General features: G+C 44.4%; 10 protein-coding genes. 9 read left to right on the top strand and 1 reads right to left on the bottom strand.

What is annotated here, in order from left to right; all coding sequences use genetic code 11:
- Positions 1-423: 423 nt before the first annotated feature.
- From TH63_RS00675 to TH63_RS00715, 9 genes are all read left to right on the top strand, one after another.
- Positions 424-3,480 (top strand): SusC/RagA family TonB-linked outer membrane protein, encoded by a 3,057-nt coding sequence (locus TH63_RS00675; RefSeq protein WP_076606376.1) that lies wholly within the window; start codon positions 424-426, stop codon positions 3,478-3,480.
- A gap of 24 nt (positions 3,481-3,504) precedes the next feature.
- Positions 3,505-4,962 (top strand): RagB/SusD family nutrient uptake outer membrane protein, encoded by a 1,458-nt coding sequence (locus TH63_RS00680; RefSeq protein WP_048919225.1) that lies wholly within the window; start codon positions 3,505-3,507, stop codon positions 4,960-4,962.
- A 539-nt stretch (positions 4,963-5,501) separates the two neighbouring features.
- Positions 5,502-8,513, top strand: a complete 3,012-nt coding sequence (locus tag TH63_RS00685; RefSeq protein ID WP_048919226.1) for a SusC/RagA family TonB-linked outer membrane protein — start codon at positions 5,502-5,504, stop codon at positions 8,511-8,513.
- Between the two features lie 13 nt (positions 8,514-8,526).
- Positions 8,527-10,032: a RagB/SusD family nutrient uptake outer membrane protein gene (locus tag TH63_RS00690; RefSeq protein ID WP_048919227.1), complete on the top strand. Its 1,506-nt coding sequence runs from the start codon at positions 8,527-8,529 to the stop codon at positions 10,030-10,032.
- 13 nt (positions 10,033-10,045) lie between these two features.
- Positions 10,046-10,621 (top strand): hypothetical protein, encoded by a 576-nt coding sequence (locus tag TH63_RS00695; RefSeq protein ID WP_048919228.1) that lies wholly within the window; start codon positions 10,046-10,048, stop codon positions 10,619-10,621.
- A gap of 371 nt (positions 10,622-10,992) precedes the next feature.
- Complete coding sequence (locus TH63_RS00700; RefSeq protein WP_076606562.1) at positions 10,993-14,022, top strand: SusC/RagA family TonB-linked outer membrane protein; 3,030 nt, start codon at positions 10,993-10,995, stop codon at positions 14,020-14,022.
- Between the two features lie 11 nt (positions 14,023-14,033).
- The gene (locus tag TH63_RS00705) at positions 14,034-15,533 is read left to right on the top strand and encodes a RagB/SusD family nutrient uptake outer membrane protein (protein WP_048919230.1); all 1,500 of its coding nucleotides are present in this window, start codon (positions 14,034-14,036) and stop codon (positions 15,531-15,533) included.
- Between the two features lie 12 nt (positions 15,534-15,545).
- Positions 15,546-16,106 carry a DUF4843 domain-containing protein gene (locus tag TH63_RS00710; protein ID WP_156180271.1) on the top strand — a complete coding sequence of 187 codons (561 nt, stop codon included), beginning with the start codon at positions 15,546-15,548 and terminating at the stop codon, positions 16,104-16,106.
- A 199-nt stretch (positions 16,107-16,305) separates the two neighbouring features.
- Complete coding sequence (locus tag TH63_RS00715; protein ID WP_048919232.1) at positions 16,306-18,660, top strand: S9 family peptidase; 2,355 nt, start codon at positions 16,306-16,308, stop codon at positions 18,658-18,660.
- Positions 18,661-18,857: 197 nt separating this feature from the next.
- On the opposite strand, the gene TH63_RS00720 is transcribed toward TH63_RS00715, so the two are convergent.
- Positions 18,858-19,688: a phosphatase PAP2 family protein gene (locus tag TH63_RS00720; protein ID WP_156180273.1), complete on the bottom strand. Its 831-nt coding sequence runs from the start codon at positions 19,686-19,688 to the stop codon at positions 18,858-18,860.
- Positions 19,689-19,692 lie beyond the last annotated feature (4 nt).

Here is a 19,692-nt window from a genome sequence, read left to right on the forward strand (position 1 = left end):
GCTACAGTAAGACATAAAAAAAAGCCTGCTTTACAAAGCAGGCTTTTTTTTATGTCTTACTGTAGCACTTTAAGGGGATATTTCTTCCTGTTTTAAGCCTGTTTTTAGAAAAACAGGCTTAAAACAGTTTTTCGTAATGGTTTGGAAATATCTAAAAAGGGAATCTTAAAATAAGGAAATGTCACTAGCTGTAAGATATAAGTTTCAATTGCTTCCCTTATTAGGCTTTCATTAAAATGGAATTGAATCCTCCAATGCCTGTGAGGCAAGATCTAGAACTTAATGGTATTGTTAAAATTCTACTAAGTAACAATGATAAAGTGCAGGTAACAACAAAGTTTTAAGTAGTAATGATTTGTTAATGTCTTTGCATTAAGTTAATTTGGTAATAAGAAAAACCTACTTAACAAACAACCAAACCACATGAAGAAAGCTTTACTTTTCAGCTTCGTTCTGATGCTGGCACTTGTTACGCAAGTGTGGGCGCAGACACGGACTGTAACAGGACGAGTGACGGATGCATCAACCGGCGAGGGAATGCCCGGGGTGACAGTCCAGCTCAAAGGAACCAGCACCGCCGCTCCAACGGATGTAAACGGTGCCTATTCGATCAATGTCCCCAATGCGGGCGGAACTTTAGTTTTCTCTTTCCTGGGTTATTCTAACCAGGAAATTAATATTGGAAGTAAATCTGTAGTAGACGTTAAACTGGGGCAGAATACTGAAACTATCAATGAGGTAGTGGTGGTAGGTTATGGCACCAAGACCAGAGAAGATTTATCTTCCTCGGTTGCCGTGGTAGGTGCCAAAGAGATTGAGTCTAAGCCGGTTCCTTCTGTTGACCAATTGTTGCAAGGTAGAGCGGCAGGGGTACAGGTTACCGCAGCAAACGGTAAGCCTGGCGCTAACGCCTACATCCGGATCAGGGGAACAGGTTCTATCAATGCCGGTAACCAGCCTTTGTTGGTGGTGAACAACGTGCAGATCCCTGATAACATGAGAGATCAGTTCTTTAACTCTATTAACGCCAATGATATTGAAAGCATATCTGTACTGAAAGATGCTGCGGCAGCGTCCATTTATGGAGCCAGAGGTTCAAATGGGGTAGTGGTGATCACCACTAAGAGTGGCGCTAAGTCTGAAGGAACGCTTACCTATCGTTTTCAAACAGGGGTTAATAGAAAGACACCTGATAATTTTGATATGATGAATTCTGCTCAGAAGTTACAGTATGAGTATGATTTAGGCTTTACCAATCCTTACATAAACACTTACTTCGCGGCAAACAGAGGCACTTATCCGGTTGGTACCACTATCACTAGTTTAACTCCGGCCCAACGTGAAACTGTTTGGGGCGTAATTGCTGCCCAGGACCATGATTGGCAGGATGATATTCTCCAAGACGGCAAAATTCAACAGCATGAATTGTCTTTTGGAGGAAGCACCGGGAAGACCAGCTACTATTTCTCTTTGCAGAAATTTGATCAGGAGGGTATTGTGATCGGGAACGAGTTTAACCGTTATTCCAGCACCTTAAATATCAGTACTGAAATTAAACCTTGGCTAACTGTAGGCAACTCATTAAACATTGGGCATACCAAGTCTAATGAAACCAGGGACAGGAACAACGTTCAAAACCCTTTCCGGGCCATGTATGTGTACAATCCATATGAGCCGGTTTTCAACGCCAATGGTACCTACAACCCTACCCATCAGGGGGTAAACATTATTCAATACATGCAAACAGAGCCTGAATTGCAGAAGAACCTTACCGGCCTGAATGCATTTAACGTAGATGTTCATCCTATTGATGGCTTGCATTTAACGTCAAGAATTGGTCTTACTTTAAGAGACTATACAAGAGAATCGTTTTCTCAACCAGGTGGCGCGCTTGATCCTATTGTAGGAGACCCGGCCGCTCCTGGCTCTAAGACTGATAATGGATCCAAAGAATTCTATTATAGCTGGACAAACCAGGCCAGATATGATTTCTCGCTTGCCCAAGACCATAATATTGGGGTAATGGCGCTTCAGGAATTCCAGAAAAGTGATTTCAGTAGCTATTCTTTGCAGAAGAAAGGTTTCGCCAGTGCTGATTTAACTACGCAGGATAATGGAGCCTCTAACCTGGGCAATAATACTACCTCTAAATCTATCTGGACATTGTATTCTCTGGCAGGTAGCGCGGAATATAATTTCCAAAGAAGGTATTTCCTGACTGGTAGTATCAGGAGAGACGGCTCTTCCAGATTTGGTGAAAACAATAAATACGGTACTTTCTGGTCAACCAGTGCCTCTTGGTTAATGTCTCAGGAAAGCTTTTTGCAAGGGTATGATTGGTTGACCCTTTTGAAATTGAGAGCGTCTATAGGAACCGTTGGTAACTTTAGCGGTATCTCTAACTACCAGTCTTTAGGGTTGTATTCCTTTGGAAGATACGGTGGGGCCTTAACCAGCTTCCCTAGTCAGATTGCCAACCCAGACTTAACATGGGAGTCAAAGCTGAAAAGAAACGTGGGTTTGGACATGGAGTTCTTCAAATCCAGAGTGGCGCTTAGCTTAGATTATTATAATGAATACACAGATGACCTGCTCTTAGACCAGCCAGTATCCAGAACTACCGGATTTGCCTCAGTAACCAGAAACATTGGAGCAATTTCAAATAAAGGTTTAGAAGCATCCTTGAATGTAGACATTCTTCGCACTGCAGACTTTACCTGGTCTTTCAATGGTAATATTACCTATAACAGAAACAGAGTAGAGGAGTTGAATGAAGGGCAGGAGGAGATTGTGGATGCCAATACTGGTATTAACGTTTACAGACCAGGCCATGCTTACAGTACCTTCAAATTAGTACGTTGGGCAGGAGTAGATCCAGCAACAGGTGAGGCGCAGTTTTACAATAAAAATGGTGAAATCACTAAAACGTATTTAGCTTCTGATGCGGTAGTTCTTGATGGCAAAAGCAGCAATCCAGACTACTATGGTGGTTTTGGAACCAGCCTGAAATATAAAGGCGTTGACCTTTCTGCCCAGGTAAACTATACCGTAGGCGGATATACCTATAATGGTATAATGGCCACCTTGGTTTCCTGGGGACCATCACGTGCGCAGAACTTAAGCACAGATGCCTTTAACTACTGGAGACAGCCAGGCGATAATACATTTTTGCCAAAGGCCTCTGCTTCTAATACCACCAGAACCACAGACCAGTATTTGCAAGATGCTTCTTTCCTGCGCCTACGCAACGTGACCTTAGGGTACACTGTGCCTGCAAGCCTGATTAATAAGATAAAGGTTAAGAGTCTTAGAGTATATGTACAAGGGCAAAACCTATTGACCTATATTCCTAATTACTTTGGTGATCCAGAAGTGGGAACCGGTAGCGCGGAATCAGGTTTATTTATCCCTGGCCAGTATAGCCTTTACAGCTACCCTACAACCCGTCAATTTACATTTGGCTTAGATCTTAGCTTTTAATTAGAAGAATTAACCACCTTGAAAATGAGAAGAAAATATATATTCATGCTGGCGGTAGGGCTTTTGTCCTTTGCCAGTTGCGATAGCGAGTTAGACCAGGAGCCTTTTAATTCCTTAAGTACGGGGCAGTCCTTCAGAACGCAGGCAGACTTTGAGAATGCGTTGAGAGGTGCTTACGCAGGCTTAAGGGGCGCTACCTATTACGGGGGGCAAGATGCGGGTTCTATGATTATCACCCCAGACATTATTTCTGACAATTTAATTATTAATTCACAGGGGAGGCTTTCCCAACAAACGACTTACCAATTAAATTATACGTCTAATAGTACCTGGAACATTTGGAATAACGCCTATACGACCATTCTCAGGACTAATTATATTCTGGAGAATATTAATAACCTAACTGACGGGCCTGCAAAGAATAACATTCGGGCTGAAGCCTTGGCTTTAAGGGCACTTGCTCATTTTGACTTGCTGCGAGTTTATGCGAAACGTTACATTGGTGCGTCAGATGCAGATTTAGGGGTGCCGTATGTAACCTCAACAGATCCAGCGCAACAGCCTGGCAGAACTCCTTTAAAGCAGGCCTATAGTTTAGTGGAGGCTGACTTCCTGGCTTCTGAGACGGATATAAATGCTGCTAATGGAGTAGGCCGTTTGAATAAAGCAGCGGTGCAGGGCTTGCTTGGCCGGGTATATTTATACATGGGTGAATGGCAAAAGTCAGTAGATAAGTCTACTGCAGCTATCACAAATGTTCCGGCAGCCAATGCCTTAGCCACCAGAGCAGAATTCCCTCTCATCTGGACAGATGCTACTGAGAAAGATGTTCTTTTCAAAGTGAGAATTCTGGATACAGATGCCACTCCAGCGGTTACGGTAGGTGTAGGTTATCAGCAAACAGTTACCGGAAACGTTAGAGCCGAATATAGCCCTACGTGTGAACTGGTAAAGCAATACCAATCTACAGACGTGAGAACCAATACTTATATAGGTGAATCTACTTATGGCGGCTTAACAGCCAAGTATGTGAAGAAGCATGTTGGTAGAGCTACTGGGGCCTTGAACGTGGTAGACGTAAAGGTTATTAGACTGTCTGAAGTTTATTTAAACAGGGCTGAAGCACTTTACAATTTAGGAGCAGCAAGACAAGTAGAAGCTCTGGCTGATTTGAATACCATTAGAAGCAGACGGTACGAGCCCTTTGTTCCAGGTGCTGAAACAGGGCAAGCCTTGCTTGACGCAATTTTAAAGGAAAGAAGATTAGAACTTGCCTTTGAAGGACACCGCTTCTTTGATCTGAAAAGATTAAATCAGCCTATTGTACGGTCTGCCACTGAAGGGGATGCAGCCAACTGTGGAGGTGTGCCAGCCCCGGCAAATGCCAGGCTGCTTGACGCCGGAAACTTCAGATTCCAGTTGCCTATCCCACAAGCAGAAATAGATGCTAATAAAAACATCATTCAAAACCCAGGATATTAATTACAAAAAAAGGGAGCAGTATTACTGCTCCCTTTTTTTGTAATTAGATAAATATTTCTTCTATAGAATATTTAGCCACCAAAGATTATAAGAAAAGCTTTCTGTTTATTTAATATAAATATTCTGCAGTTAACAGAGAATTATTAAGTTTTTACTCTTTGATTAATAACGTATAGGTTGATTAATAGAAAGTATTCTGTCAAATAAATGGACATGTATTAAAGTAGCATTTTGGTGAGGAATTCACTGCAAATGCATAAAAATAGCTTTCTTTATAGGAGAAGGCTTTTTTTATGCTTCATTAGTATAGTGCAATGTTCATGTTAAAACACAATTAACGAAACCGGAATGGTGATTTTAAAAATTTGGATAAGGCTCTGAATGGGTAGCTCAGTATTTCATGTAGGATATAGTCTGCAGTTAGGATTATAGATATTAAATAAAAAAGGCTTTCTCTGTTAATTATTTGTTAATGTCTTTCTAATGCCTAAATTTGGTTATCAAGAAAAATCATTTCTACAAACAAACAACCAAACCACATGAAGAAAGCTTTACTTTTCAGCTTCGTTCTGATGCTGGCACTTGTTACGCAAGTGTGGGCGCAGACACGGACTGTAACAGGACGAGTGACGGATGCATCAACCGGCGAGGGAATGCCCGGGGTGACAGTCCAGCTCAAAGGAACCACCACTGCCGCTCCAACGGATGTAAACGGTGCCTATTCGATCAATGTCCCCAGCGCGGGCGGAACTCTGGTATTTTCCTTTATTGGCTATACTAACCAGGAAGTGGCTATCGGTAGCCAGTCAACCGTTAATGTGCGCTTAGCCACAGATGCCCGTCAGCTTTCTGAGGTGGTAGTAACTGGTTACGGTGCTGTGCAGGACAAACGTGAAATCACAGGTGCAATTGCTACTGTAAAAGGTTCTGAAATTGAGAACCTGCCTATGCAGACGTTTGATAAAGCATTGCAAGGTCGCGCTGCAGGTGTGCAAGTAGTTTCTAATGGTGGTCAGCCAGGTGGTGGTATCACTGTAAACATTAGAGGTACAGCTACTATTAATGGTACAACTCAGCCACTTTATATCATTGACGGCGTTCAGGTGAGCCCCGGTGGATTGTCTGGACAGACATCTGCTAACGTTCTTTCCTCTATCAACCCATCTGATATTGAGTCTATTGAAATCTTAAAAGATGCTGCTGCAGCTTCTATTTATGGTGCACAAGCCGGTAACGGGGTAGTAATTGTTACTACCAAGCGTGGTAAGGCAGGTGCTACCCAAGTAAAGGTGTCTGCTCAATTTGGTGTTTCAGAAGCCTATAACCCTTATGAAATCCTGAATGCTGAAGAGTGGTTTGGTCTTCGGGCAGAAGCACTGGGCAATCAGTACCAAAGAACAGGAACAGCTGGCGGTTATGCTGCTGGTGTAGCTAGAGCTGGTGCTCTTTATTATCCAAATGGTGTGCCTGCAGCCGGACAGTTCCCTTCTTATAACTGGGTGGAAGCAATCCAACAAAAAGGAAAAGTTCAGGAATATGGCCTGCAATTGAATGGTGGAGATGAAAGAACCAGATTCTTTGTATCTGGGTCTTTCAACAATACAGAAGGAACTGTGCTTAATTCATCCTTCAAAAGAGGTACGGTTAGAGCCAACTTAGATCATAAGCTTAATAACAAGTTCTCTATTGAGTCTACCATTGGTTTAACAGCTTCTCAAGCTCTAGGGCCATCTACCAACGCTGGTTTCTTCTCTAATGGAGCCTTTACTGGTGGTTTGTTTACGGCACCTATCAACCCTATCTATAAAGAAGACGGTACTTTTAACACTTCTTTAGTGGGTACTTCTTTGAACATTGTACAAAACATTGTGCGTGAAGACCGTCAAGGTGACATTGTGCAGACCGTGAGTAACATGGCCTTCAATTATGACATCATTCCTGGTCTGCGCGCAAGATTACTTGCCGGTATTGACTTCTCTGATGTGAAAGACCGCAACTATCGTCCAGGTGACATTCCAGTAGGAGCAAGTGTGGGCGGAAGTGCCTTGGAAACTGACAGAAGAAATACTAACTGGACAGGCCAGGCTACCTTGAACTATAACAAACGTATTGCTGAAGTTCACAATGTGGGTGCATTAGTAGGTTTTGAGTACAGAAGTGTAGATCAAACCACTATCAGCGCCGGCGGACAAGGTTTTGCGAGCCCCTTGCTTAAGTTAGTAGGTAGCGCTGCTACCCCAACTACTGCCTCTTCTTCTTTTGGTGGTTATAAGCAAGCTGGTTTCTTTGGAAACTTTAAGTATGACTACAAAACAAAATACTTGGCCAGCGTTACTTTGCGCTATGATGGGTCTTCAAGATTTGGTTCTGATAACAAATATGGCTTGTTCTATGGTTTGTCAGGAGGATGGAGAGTTACTGGTGAAGAGTTCATGCAAAATGTGACCTTCTTGAACGATTTGAAATTGAGAGCTAGTTATGGTGTGGTTGGTGTGCAGCCTACCTCTGACTTTGGCGCGCTTGGTCTGTTTGGTGGTGGAGGGCAATATGCCAATGACCCAGGCTTGAGACCAACTCAATTAGAGAACCCTAACTTGAAATGGGAACAGTCTGCTCAAATCAACTTAGGCCTTGACTTCTCTATGTTCCGTAACAGACTCTCTGGTGCCGTTGATGTGTTCCGTAAAAAGAATACCGACCTGATTTTGGGCAGACAGTTACCTACAGATTCAGGGTTCGGTACCATTCTTGAGAACGCAGGTTCAGCACAATCTGAAGGTATTGAGCTTCAACTAAACACCGTCAACATTGATAAAGGTGGCTTTAGATGGGGTACTAGCTTCAACATCAGTATGCAGAGAACAGAGCTTCTTGCATTGAATGAAGGAAGAACTATCTTGAACAATAACCAATATGAGGTAGGTAGAGCACTAAACCTGATTTACACCTACCAGTGGGCCGGAGTAAACCCTGCAGACGGAAGACCAATGTGGTATGACAAAAACGGGAACATCACTTATTCCCCTAAAACTGCTGATTTAAGAGTAGTTGGAGATCAAAACCCTGCTTTCTATGGTGGTTTCTCAAATAACTTCTCTTTCAAAGGTTTGACCTTGGATATGTTGTTCCAGTACCAATATGGCAACGAGTCTTATCTACAAGCAGGTCAAGTTCTTGAGTGGGCTGGATCTGGAACAGATAACCAGGTTAGATCACAGTTACAGAGATGGACTACTCCTGGTCAGGTAACAAGCGTTCCCCGTCCTTATGAAGGTGGTTCAGAGCCAGGTGGATATGACCACACTAACTTGTCTTCAAGATTTGTGGAAACTGCCTCTTATGTACGTTTAAAGCAAGTTTCTTTGAACTACAAATTGCCTACCAGCTTAACAGAGAATGTGAAAGTGCGTGGCGCAAGTGTTTTTGTTCAGGCGCTTAACCTGGCCACATTCACTAATTACAGAGGGGATGATCCAGAAAATGCTGGAAACAACCTGAATGCATATCCAAACCCAAGAACTATCACGGGTGGTATTACATTGGATTTTTAATTAAGACTTTATCATGAAGAAGAAAATAATAGCACTTTCCATATTTGCGGGACTTTCTCTGCAAGCATGTGAAGATTTAGTGGTGGTAGAACCAAAGACTTCTTTAGCTGCTGGAACTGCCTTGTCCACTATTGGGAGTTATAAAGCCGTGCTAACCTCTGCCTATGACAGAATCCAGTCCTTTAACTACTGGGGCAGGGATATGGCTTTGCTAGGTGATGCATTAGCTGATAACATCTACACTGAAACCTCACAGGCTTCTGGTCGCTACACGGGTGCGAACCGTAACACCAGAGGTTCGCACTATAATATTTATGGAACAGCGTATGGTACCATTAATGATCTGAATACCATCATCGCTAATATTGACAAGCTGACGGTTGCCTCTAGTGAAGAAACTACAAAGGCCCAGATAAAAGCTCAGGCTTTGGCGTTGAGAGCAATGGTTTATTTTGATCTAGCCCGTATTTATGGGTATGAGCCAAATAAAATCCCTACCTCAGGCCAAGGTGCTGGCTTTAATAAAAGCGTAGTTCTAAGATTAGTGCCTACCGCTACTCCGCAGGAGGCCAGCTTACAAGAGCGTGCTACCGTTACAGAGGTGTATACCCAAATTGAGACTGACTTAAAAGCTGCTATTCCAGTATTAGACGCTGCAGCAAGTACTGCCGCCAGATACAAGATGAATAAAGGTGCGGCTTATGCTCTATTAGGTAAGGTATACCTGTATTGGGAAAAGTATGCTGATGCTGAAGCTCAGTTTAAACTGGCATTAAGCAACACAAACGCTACGCTTTCTTCAAATATCGTATCCGCCTTTAACACAGTTCCTAATCCAGAATCATTGTTTGAACTACAATTTGTTCAATCAACTGAGATGGCGGGTGTGCTTGGGGTAAATGACTCTCCATATTCTTACACTACGCCAAACGGAATAAACGCTCCTTTATCTGGAAGCGCGAACGTAGCGACCTACGGTGGGCAGCTTCCGTCTGTAGAGTTATTGGCTTTGTTTGGATTAGATGCTACTCTTTCTAACCAGGCAACAGTAACAGATGTAAGAAAGAGTTTCTTCTATAGAAGTGGTTCTACTACTTCTGGTACAGTTCAATATACTTGGGCAAGAAAGTACAATGCAGCTAATGGCGCCTACACTGATAATATCAAAATTATCAGATATGCAGATGTGCTCTTAATGCAGGCAGAGGCTCAGGTAATGCAAGATAAACTGGCAGAAGCAATAGTTTTACTTAACACTTTGAAAACCAGCAGAAACTCAGCTGCGGTAATACCGGCAACAAAAGCTGAACTGTTCCAATACATCAAGGATGAGAGAAGACGTGAATTATTCTACGAAGGCCACAGATGGTTTGACTTGAAGCGTTGGGGAGAAGGAATTTCCAAGCCGGCATTAACGGCAGTAGGTACTATTCCTAGTACAGATTATAGACTCTTGGCTGCCATTCCAACAGCAGAGGTAACCCTTAATCCTAAACTTCCTCAAAACCCAGGGTATTAATTCAATAGAAATAATGATGAAAAAGATATTAAACTACGCCTTCTTATTATTGGCAGGCACTTTTCTGTTGGCAAGCTGCCTTCCAGAGGAGAATGAAGAAGCACTGAAGTACCAAGGATCTACCTATGTGGAGTTTAAAAACCAGACTCTGGGGATTCTTGCTTCTACGCTTAGAGCAAGGGGTGTTGTGACTTCCACTGCACAGACTGACTCTTCCAGAGTAATTGCGGCCAAACAGTATAGCACAACTTCTGGTACCACCACTACCACCACTGCCGCACGTACGGTAGATAGCGTTTTGGTGCAGTTGGTAGGGCCTCACAGAAGTACTCCTACAGAAGTGACTTTTGAGGTTATAGCTGGTAGCACTGCTGTGCAGGGAACAGATTTTACTTTAGATGCTGCTAATACGGGCAATAAAGTTGTTATTCCTGCTAACTCTTCCTTTGGCTATATTCTCCTTAAACCAATTGTTGGGGGAAGCGCCGCTGGAACAACCAAACGGGTAGGCTTTAAACTCCTTGATGCCGGTGAGGTGAAAGCATCTCCAAACTATGACACGTTTTACGTTTCCATTTTCCAACCATAGCAGATAAAATTGCTTGTAAATAAAAAAGCCACCCTTAATGGGTGGCTTTTTTATTTACAAGCAATTTTACAAGTGGCTGATCCTTCGGTTGTAGCTGGCCTTTACCTTTGGCAAGATGTAGAGAAGAACTTTATAAATACCCAACTGCTGTTAATGAACCGCGGTTTGAATGTTTATTAAACTTTAAAATCGCCTGTAGTTACTACATGAAGATTGGTGCAAAGGCGCGCGACGCCTGCCTTATACGTATCTAAATTTTTTTTGGCTGAAATATTTAAGTCTTTCTAATTTATAAGTTTGTTAATGTCCTGTTGTTGAGTAATTTTGGTTATCAAGAAAAATTATCTCTACAAACAAACCACAAAAACCACATGAAGAAAGCTTTACTATTCAGCTTCGCTTTGATGCTTACGCTTCTCACCCAGGCGTGGGCTCAAAACCGGACTGTAACAGGACGAGTGACTGACACCGCAACAGGAGAGGGAATGCCTGGTGTGACAGTTCTACTCAAAGGTAGCAGTACAGCCGCTCCAACGGATGTAAACGGTGCCTATTCGATCAACGTCCCCAGCGCGGGCGGAACTTTGGTGTTCTCCTTTATAGGCTACACCAATCAGGAAGTGGCTATTGGTAGCCAATCAACCGTGAATGTACGCATGGTCACAGATGCCCGTCAGATCTCTGAGATTGTAGTGACTGGTTACGGTGTTCAGGAAAAGCGCGAGGTAACTGGTGCAATTGCACAGGTTAGCGGAGCTTCTATCCAAAATCAGCCTATTCCTTCATTGGATAAAGCATTGCAAGGTAGAGCCGCAGGGGTTGTGGTTCAATCAAGTAATGGTATCCCTGGGGGAGCTATCAATGTGCAGATCCGGGGTATAGGTTCAGTTAATGCTAACACTTCGCCTCTTTACATTGTGGATGGGGTTCAGATAAACACGGCTACTGCTCGGGTTGCTTATACCTCTTCTAACCCATTGTCTGCCATCAATACAAATGATATTGAGTCAATTGAAGTAATCAAAGATGCGGCAACTGCTGCAGTTTATGGTTCTCAGGCGGCAAACGGGGTAGTGATTATCACTACAAAAAAAGGTAAGGCTGGAAGAACCAACTTTACAGCTAACTACTATACTGGCTTTGCTAAAGAATTAAGCAAGTTTGATGTGCTTAATACTCAGCAATATTTTGCGTTAAGAACCGAAGCCTATAGAAATGCAAATTCTCCTGCAGTGGCCAGAGCAAACGTGATCTCAGAGATGGGGCTTCCATCTACTATCACTGACGCGCAAATTGCTGCTTTGCCTACTTATAACTGGCAAGATGAAGCGTTTAGAAGAGGCGTGGTGAATAATTATGAATTATCTGCCAGAGGAGGTAATGACAAAACTACCTTCTACCTTTCAGGAGCTTACCAAGAGCAAAGCGCTATCCTTACGTCTGCTGATTTCAAGAGAGCCAGCATGAGATTGAACCTGAACCATGCAGCTTCAGACAAGCTTAGCTTTGAAACTACTATCAACTTAAGTAACGTTGACCAAGCAGCTCCTTTCTCAACTTCTGGTTCATCTTTAGGTAACCCAGCTTTCTCTGCGAGTTTGATTCTTCCTCAGAACAAGGTTAGAAACGAAAACGGAACTTATTTTGGCTTACCAGGCAGTGGCCAGGTATTTGGTGGTGTTCTAAACCAGAATATTGTAGCAGTTAATGAGTATTCAACTGGTAACCAGCAGACTAACTCTGTTATTGGTTCATTTGCAGCTACTTATAAAATCTTGCCAGGTTTGTCTTTCAGATCTAGCTACAGCTTAGATTATAGCAACATCAACGCAGACTTTTACTATGACCCAAGAACCAATGATGGTTATGCCAACAGCGGTAGCGGATTTAAGGCAAGTGACTGGAATACTAACATCCAGACTGTGCAGTTGTTAAACTTTGGTAGAACATTCGCTGATCTGCACAAAGTAGAGGCCCAGGTTGGATTTGAGTACAGAACAGATCAAAGAAGATCTTTCTCTGCTAACGCTCAAGGATTTGCAACTCCGGAATTCAGAACCTTGGGTACAGCAAGTACTCCAGTTTCTATTGGTGAAGGCTTTACAGGATATAAGAGAGCTGGTGGATTTGGATCCATTAACTACGTATTCAACGGAAAGTACACGTTGAGAGGTATATTATCTTATAACGGTTCTTCCCGCTTTGGTAAGTCTACGCAATATGGCTTCTTCCCTGGGGTTGCGGCTGCCTGGAATATCTCTGATGAGAATTTCCTGAAAGGAACTGATTGGTTAAATACCCTGAAGTTAAGAGCAAGCTGGGGACAAAATGGTCGTGATGGTATTGGTGACTTTACCTCTCGTTCACTTTATGCCGGAGCTGGCGTTTATACCGGTGCTCCTGCTATTGCTCCAGCTGGCTTAGCTAACACAGACTTGAAGTGGGAAGTGCGTACCATGCTTGATATGGGTATTGACTTTGCCTTCTTCGGAAATAGAGTTTCAGGTACATTGGGAGGTTTCATTGAGAAAAACGATGACCTGCTATTCCAGCAACCACTTCAATCATCAACCGGCTTTAGCTCTGTTTGGAATAACGTAGGTGCATTGGAGCAAAAAGGTTTAGAAATTGAGTTAAACACTGTAAACCTTGATTTTGGTGGATTCCAGTGGAGAACTAACTTCAACTATACCTACATCCACAATGAAATTACCCGTCTGTATAATGACCTGAACCGTTTACCAGATAACTCACTTATTGTAGGGGAAGATATTGGAGTAATTTGGTCATATGAGTATGCTGGTGTTAACCCTGCTACAGGAAGACCAATGTGGTATGATGGAAATGGAAACCCTACATATGTAGTTTCTGCTGCCAATGATGGTAGAATCATTGGGTCTACCCGTCCGAAGCATACAGGTGGTTTAGACAACGCCTTTACTTATAAAGGCTTTGATTTGAACTTCTTATTCCAGTATCAATATGGAAGAAGACAACTTGACTCACAGCATAACTTCCTGTTAGAAAATGGTAACCGTGCGTTGAATGGTTTGACAGAAGTATACAACGAAAGATGGACTACTCCTGGTCAAATTACTTCTGTTCCAAGACCTTACCATGGCGGTGCTGAGTCTCAAGGTAACAACCACGTAATTGGGTCAACCCGCAATTACCTTAAAACAGATTACATCAGATTGAAAACTGTTCAGGTAGGATACAACCTGTCAAATGCTCTTCTAACTAGAAGCCGGTTCCTTACCAGCGCCAGAGTTTATGTTCAAGGTACTAACCTTTATACCTACTCAGATTTCCCAGGATATGATCCAGAGTTTTATGGAACTGCCCTTGGTATCATCCCGCAGTCTAAGAACGTTACATTTGGTGTTCAACTAGGATTTTAATCAACTTAAAAATGAGAAATAGTTTTTTATATAGAATAAGTACAGTGGCATTAGCTGCTGGAATAACGTTCTCAACCTTTTCCTGCGATGATTTGCTGGAAATAGAGCCAGAGACGTCTATTGATGGCTCAACGGCCCTTACGTCAAAATCTGCTATTGATGCAGCCATTACAGCCGCCTATACTCCTTTGAAATCTACTGCCTTGTATGGTAATAGATTGATAACATTGGCAGACGCACTTTCTGATAATGGACGGGCAACCAACAAGTCAGGCCGTTTAGTAAATGAGGCACAGAATACAAGAGGATCTCATTTTACCCATTGGGCAACCTCCTATAACGCTATCCAACGCATCAATTTAGTTTTAGAAGCGGTACCAGCCCTACAGGATGTAGCCGTTACCCAGGCCGCCAAAGATGCTTACGTTGGAGAACTTAAGTTCTTAAGAGCCCTTTACCACTTTGACCTGGTAAGATCATATGCTTATATACCTGGAGCAGTTGTTACTCAGAAAAATTTCGGGGGTGTTCCGGTTGTTTTGCAAACATTCAAATCTGGTCCTGAGGCAGTAGCATTTTTACCGACAAGAGCTAGTTTAGATGAAACGTATGCCGCTATCTACGCGGACTTAGATGAGGCTGTAGCTAAACTTGGCAACATTACAAATGTAGGCAGGGCGTCAAAATTGGCAGCTCAGGCTTTATACTCTAGAGTAGCTTTGTATAAAAAAGACTACCCTAAAGTAATTGAAATGTCTAATGCGGTAATTACTGCCAGAGGCAATACGTTAACAACTTCTGCCAACTATCTAGCTGGTTGGACGGCTGCTACACACCCAGAAACTATTTTCCATGTTGCCTTTCAGACAACTGCTGAGAATATTGGTGTGAATGAATCTTTGCAGACGTCTTTCACCACATTGGTAACCAGAGGTAATACCGCGCAGACAGGTGGTTTTGGTGATTTAGTACCAACCCCAACTTTGTTAACTGACTTAGGAGTTACAGTTACCGGAAACGGTACTGCCACTGCTGCCATCACGGCTCGTTCATCAGATGTGCGTAACCTTCTTTTTGAGGTGGGCACAACTGGTAGAGGTAACCCATGGGTGGAAACCACAAAGTTCATTGGCAAAAACGGAACCATCAACCTAGACAACGTTCCCGTACTTCGTATCTCTGAGATGTATTTGAATAGAGCTGAAGCTTATGCGAATACAACTGGGGGAGATGTTAACGCGCTAGCTGATGTGAACACAATCAGAACTAACAGAGGATTGGCAGCAAGCGTGGCAGTTGATCAGGCCCTGAAGAATGAGATTTTATTGCAACGCCGTTTAGAATTTGCATTTGAAGGCCACAGATTCTTTGATCTGAAGCGCTTAGGATTAGATATAGCAAAACCAGCTTTAGGTACAACGGTTGCCTTTACTGAAGATGTTATTCTTCCTGCAATTCCGAATAGTGAAGTTTTGGGTAACCCAAATCTGAAACAAAACAGTGGCTATTAATTGATATTTAAGATGAAGAAACTAATATATTTATTTGCTTTTGCAGTCATTTTCCTAAACTCTTGTATTGAGAATGATGATATTCTCTGGGAAAAGAGTATGGTTGAATTTGATGCTGCCACTTACAATGCTAACTCAACTGTAGCAGGCGTTACCAAAGATTATCCCTTGTTATCGCGTAGACCACAGTACGGAAGAAGCGTTTTAACTTCTGCTACAACCAGCTTTGCTGCTGATACCGTGATCACCAGAACCTGGGGAGCTACTAATGGTGTTTTCAGACTGCGCGTGAATTTGGTAGGTGCCCATAGAAGTGAAGCACAAACTATTTCTTATGTAGTAGTTGCAGATGAAACAACTGCTATTGCTGGCACCCATTACGGAACCCTTTCAGGTAAAGTAACTATCCCTGCTTACTCTAGCTTTGGCTTAGTAGAGATTCCTATCCTGAACCCAGGTGCTCCAGCAGCAGGTGCTCCAACCTCTGTTCGCTTAGTACTTGAGTTAAGAGGGAACGAAGTCTTGACCCCAAGTCCAAAATATGACCGGATTGGAATCAACATAAACCAATAGTAATTATTGACCAATTAAAAAAAGCCCCAGATGTATCTGGGGCTTTTTTGTTTTTAAGCTATCAGTATAGAGACAAACGAGGATATATGGACACGTAGCTTGGTTGCCCCAAAAAGAAATATAGGTTACCTTAGGTTTTAGTTTTGGTTTAATACCTGCCTTTTAGTTCTGTACACCCACTTCAAATTAACAACGAGTAATGAGGTTAACCCCTTCTCTTATAGGCACACTAGTTGTCTTTGTAATTTCCCAGTTCAACGTATCGGCTCAGACCAAGCCCGAACTCACGGTGGAGAAAATCATGCAGGATCCAGCTCAGTGGATAGGCACCTCCCCCAGCAATGTGTATTGGTCAGATGACAGCAAGCAGGTGTACTTTCAGTGGAACCCTGAGAAAGCAAAACGTGATTCCCTATATACCGTGCAGGCCAATGGCACCAACATTAAGAAAGTAGGGGAGGCATACAGACGCAAGGGGCCAGCGCCTGGTGGAACCTATAATCTGCAACGCACAAAAAGAGTGTACGAGCGGGAGGGGGATATTTTCTTGCTGGATGGGAAAACCGGCCAGATATGGCAAATCACTAAAACGGTGGAGCGGGAGTCAGCACCGGCGTTTACCTCAAGTGGACGGGATATCACTTACCTGAAAGATAACAATCTCTATGCCTGGAACATTGACAACGGGCAGACCCGGCAGTTAACCGATTTCAGGAAAGGCCGCAAACCCACAGACCCAGACCAGGTGAAGGATAAACAGGAACGGTTCCTGCGCGACCAGCAACTAGAATTGCTGCAGATTATCCAGAAGCGCGAAGAGGACCGTAGGCAGCAGCGCCTGGCCCAAAAAGAATGGGCCAAGTCCAGGCCCAAAGAGATTTACATAGAAGACAAGTTTGTGGACAATATCGTCCTCAGCCCAGATGAGCGCTACATCACCTATAGACTGGTCACCAGGCCGGCAGCAAGTAAGATGGCGCAGGTCCCTAATTATGTGACCGCCTCTGGCTATACCGAAGAAATTCCCACCAGAACCAAAGTAGGAGCCACCCAGCCAACCTATGAAATGGGGGTGTATGATAGTAAAGCAGATACCACTTACCTTGTTTCCTTCAAGTCTTTGGGTGCAGGCAATAAAACAATTCCTGCCACGCAAGGTTCGGCCGCATTGGCCTCAGAGGCCAGGAAGGTAATGGCCTTTGGGCCGTACTTTTCCGCAGATGGCAAGAGAGCCGTGTTGGTGGCTAAATCACAAGACAACAAAGACCGCTGGATCATGAATTTTGATCCGGCCAAAGGTAACGTGCGGGTTCTGGATCACCTGCATGATGAGGCGTGGGTCAATGGCTTCGGACCAGGGTTAATTGGCTGGATGCCAGATAACGAGAAGGTGTGGTTTGTGTCTGAGGAAAGCGGGTACGCCCAACTCTACACAGTAAGCGCTTCTACCGGGCAAAAGACGGCCTTGACCTCCGGCAAATTTGAAGTGCAGGGGGTGCAACTATCAAAGGACAAGAAAACCTGGTACCTCACTACCAACCAAATGCACCCCGGCGAGCAGCATTTTTACCGGATGCCGCTGGCAGGCGGAAAGATGGAGCAGATCACCAGAATGACCGGAGCCCATGAGGTAACCATGTCCCCGGATGAAAAGAAGCTGGCCATCAGGTACTCCTACTCCAACAAGCCCTGGGAACTGTACCTGATGGATAATAAGCCAGGCGCCAAGCCCGTGCAGGTGACGAAATCTACTACCGCAGAGTTTAACGCTTACCCGTGGCGCGAGCCGGAGGTAATTACTTACAAAGCCTCTGACGGTGCCGAGGTACATGCCCGCCTCTACAAACCGGCTACTGCCACCGCTTCTGGTCCGGCGGTCATCTTTGTACATGGCGCCGGGTATCTACAGAACGCCCACAAGTGGTGGAGCACCTATTTCAGGGAGTACATGTTCCATAATCTTTTGGTAGACAAAGGGTACACGGTCCTGGATATTGACTACCGCGGCAGTGCGGGCTACGGGCGTGACTGGCGTACCGGCATTTACCGGCACATGGGCGGGAAAGATCTGAGTGACCACGTAGACGGTGCCAAAATGCTGGTAGAAAAGCACGGGGTAGATCCTAAACGCATTGGTATCTATGGCGGCTCTTACGGCGGGTTCATCACGCTCATGGCCATGTTTACCCAGCCAGACGTTTTCGCGGCCGGGGCTGCCTTGCGCTCTGTCACAGACTGGTCCCATTACAACCACGGTTACACCTCCAATATTCTCAATGAACCGCAGGCAGACAGCCTGGCCTATGCCCGTAGCTCTCCCATTTATTTTGCAGAGGGCCTGAAAGGCGCCTTGCTTATGTGCCACGGAATGGTAGATACCAACGTGCATTTCCAGGACATTGTGCGCCTGTCACAGCGCCTGATTGAACTCAAGAAAGAAAATTGGGAATTGGCGGTGTATCCGGTAGAAGACCACGGCTTTATAGAGCCCACTAGCTGGACCGATGAGTACAAACGGATTCTCAAACTCTTTGAGACTAACCTGAAAAAGTAATAGTAGCAGAACCCGCTTAAAGCCTAACCAGGCGCTGATCCTATTTTAGGCACGTTTTCCGGAAAACAGGCCTAAAACAGGAAAGCAGATTCCAATAATTAACTGGCAAACGACTATAAAGCCATAGCCCCAAAACGCCTCCGCCGAATCAGAAGATTCGGCGGAGGCGTTTTGGGGCTATGGCTTTAGAAAACAGGTCAAAACCGTCGGGTAAGCGCCACGCCTTGGGTAAATTCTCCCGCCAGGGTTTCGGTTACCGGAACCAGGTTCCAGCCCAGTTGGTCTTTGCGCTTATGTAGTTCCGGGACTAAGATGCCAATGCCGGCTCCTATGGTAAACCCTAGTAGGTTATCACTCAAGAAATGCTTCCCTGCCTTCAGTCTTAAGTAGCCCACCGTGGCCGGTACCGCTGCCGCGGCTCCCCAGACCACTGGTTTCCAGGGAGAATCCGGGTGAAGGTCATGGAATACCTTCGCGGCGAAAAACGTGGCACTGGCAGTGGCTGAGGTATGGCCGGCATAAAAGGAATTAGTGGCGTACTTGTGCAGCCGTTCCTCCAGCGGGGCCTGCGTGGCATAGACATTGGGTCGCTTCCGGTTGGTGAGCCCGGCCGTAAGGGCATAAAGGCCACCCGCCAGAGACACCGTCTCGGCGTACAAAAAGTAAATATCACCCGCTTGTGGCAAGGCTTCTTTGTCGGCCAGCAAAAGCAGGGGCAAGGCAAACGAAGTGTAGAAGGGGATATCACTCAGTTCCTGGGCGCTTTTGCTATAATAGCCTGCTCCGAAACGGTCAAAGGCATTTACCTGGCTTTTATCCAGACCGCGCAAGTCATTCTCCGTTAGCTTGGGCTTATCCAGGATCATCATGGACCCCGTTACGGCCATGGCTATTCCGCCCGCCGTGATGGCCCCATCTTTTATCACGTTGGTATGATAGAGGCGGGAGCCACTCTGGCCAAGCCCCGTAGAAGGGTCTACCCAGCAGATAATAACCTGCAAAGAGAGAAGGACTTGAAGGAGACGCACGGGT

It is taken from the genome of Rufibacter radiotolerans (assembly GCF_001078055.1).
Taxonomy (GTDB): Bacteria; Bacteroidota; Bacteroidia; order Cytophagales; family Hymenobacteraceae; genus Nibribacter; species Nibribacter radiotolerans.